This is a genomic window from Candidatus Pelagibacter communis (assembly GCF_001180105.1).
In the GTDB taxonomy this organism is placed as follows: Bacteria; Pseudomonadota; Alphaproteobacteria; order Pelagibacterales; family Pelagibacteraceae; genus Pelagibacter; species Pelagibacter ubique_K.
In genome coordinates, this window is sequence record NZ_CVSO01000012.1 from 1 (window position 1) to 1,518 (window position 1,518).

The 1,518-nt window shown below is 32.5% G+C and carries 2 protein-coding genes; one reads left to right on the forward strand and one right to left on the reverse strand.

Annotated elements, in window-relative coordinates:
- Window positions 1-562 (forward strand): helix-turn-helix domain-containing protein (locus AMN84_RS01405; RefSeq protein WP_143755526.1); only part of this gene is annotated, 562 nt, incomplete at its 5' end.
- On the opposite strand, the gene AMN84_RS05005 is transcribed toward AMN84_RS01405, so the two are convergent.
- A partial coding sequence (locus tag AMN84_RS05005; protein ID WP_075482755.1) for a hypothetical protein occupies window positions 547-1,518 on the reverse strand: 972 nt, incomplete at its 5' end. The two genes, AMN84_RS01405 and AMN84_RS05005, sit on opposite strands and share 16 nt — an antisense overlap.

Here is a 1,518-nt window from a genome sequence, read left to right on the forward strand (position 1 = left end):
TAAAAAACTGAAATACGACTTAGAACTACTTCAAAATACTTTTGCAACTTCGTTTGAACAAGTTGCTCATAGGGTTACAAGTTTGCAGGATCCTAAATTACCAGGTATTCCTTTTCATTTTTTAAGGGTGGACGTTGCTGGAAATATTTCAAAAAGGTTTTCTTTATCTGGAATAGAAATTCCAAGATATGGAGGAGCTTGCCCAAGATGGAACGTTTATTCTGCATTTTCAAGACCTGGTGTTATTCAAGCCGCGGTAAGTAAAATGACCAATGGAGAAAAATATGTTTGCATTGCTAGAACAGTTGAAAAAGGTGTCGGAAGATATGGACAGAAAAAAAGCATGCTTTCAATAGGTTTAGGCTGTGAAGCGAAATATGCTAAAGATTTTGTCTATACTGAAAATTTAAGTTTAACCGACAAAAAAACAGAAATACCAATAGGTGTATCCTGCAGAACTTGTGATAGGCTAGATTGTTCACAAAGAGCTTTCCCTCCTCTTCACAAAAAATTCGATGTTGATGTGAATGCAAGAGGTGTGTCTGTTTACGTTAGTGATTGATTAACATTCTTGCTTCGCTCACGATATAAAAGTTGTGTGAGAGAATCTACCATTTTATCCGATGCTTTAAATATTTCGTTTGATTGATATTCGTCTGAAAAATATTTTTCATGATTGCATTTATCCTCAATAACAATTTTTCCTTCTGGTGAGTTATCTTTAATATAAATTAATATAAGCCATTCATCATCATTGGACTCGTCCCACTTTATAAATATCTCACCCGTTTCAAACCTTCTATCAATACATCTGAATATAGACATGTCTCTTGTTAGGTGCCGTTTATTAAGCTGAAAAACTAAACTTGAAGCACTTCTATAAAAGCTCTCTAATGAAGTTTCTACAATTTGTCTTGCAGCAATATAATTTTTTTCCTTTTTTAATAAAGTTTCTCTGTCATCTTCATCTAGAGTTTTTATCCCTAACGCTTCTAATCGCTCACGAATTTTTTGATCTCTGATTAGCCTGTATTTTTCTTTTAACTTATCTATTCTTTCTTGGATTTCGCTATAATCATCTCTTTTTTCTTTTAAAGAAATTCGCTCTAGAGCCTCTAGCTCTTTTACCTCTCTTATTCGGAATTTTTCAATTTGCTTTTCTATCTTAATTTCTTCAAGAAACTTTCTTTGAACTTCTGCCTGTTCCTCTCTTAAAAGTGCCTGTTCTTGTCTTAAAAATTTCTTAAGGTCTCTTGCTCTCTCTATTTGTAACTGCTTTTCCTCTTTTAACTCAGTTTTTTTTTGCTCTACTTGTTTTTTTAAGAAGTCTAATCTAGCTTTTTCCTCCGCTCTTTTTTGTTGTCTTTCCTTCTCCACCTCTCGTATTTTAAACCTCTGTTTTTCTTCAATAATTAACTTCCTCGTATCTATAATTTTCTTTTCAAGAAAATCAAAAAAACCCTGGATTTTTTTTTCAGGATTAAGGTTAATTTTGAAACGTAGTTTACTTTTTATACT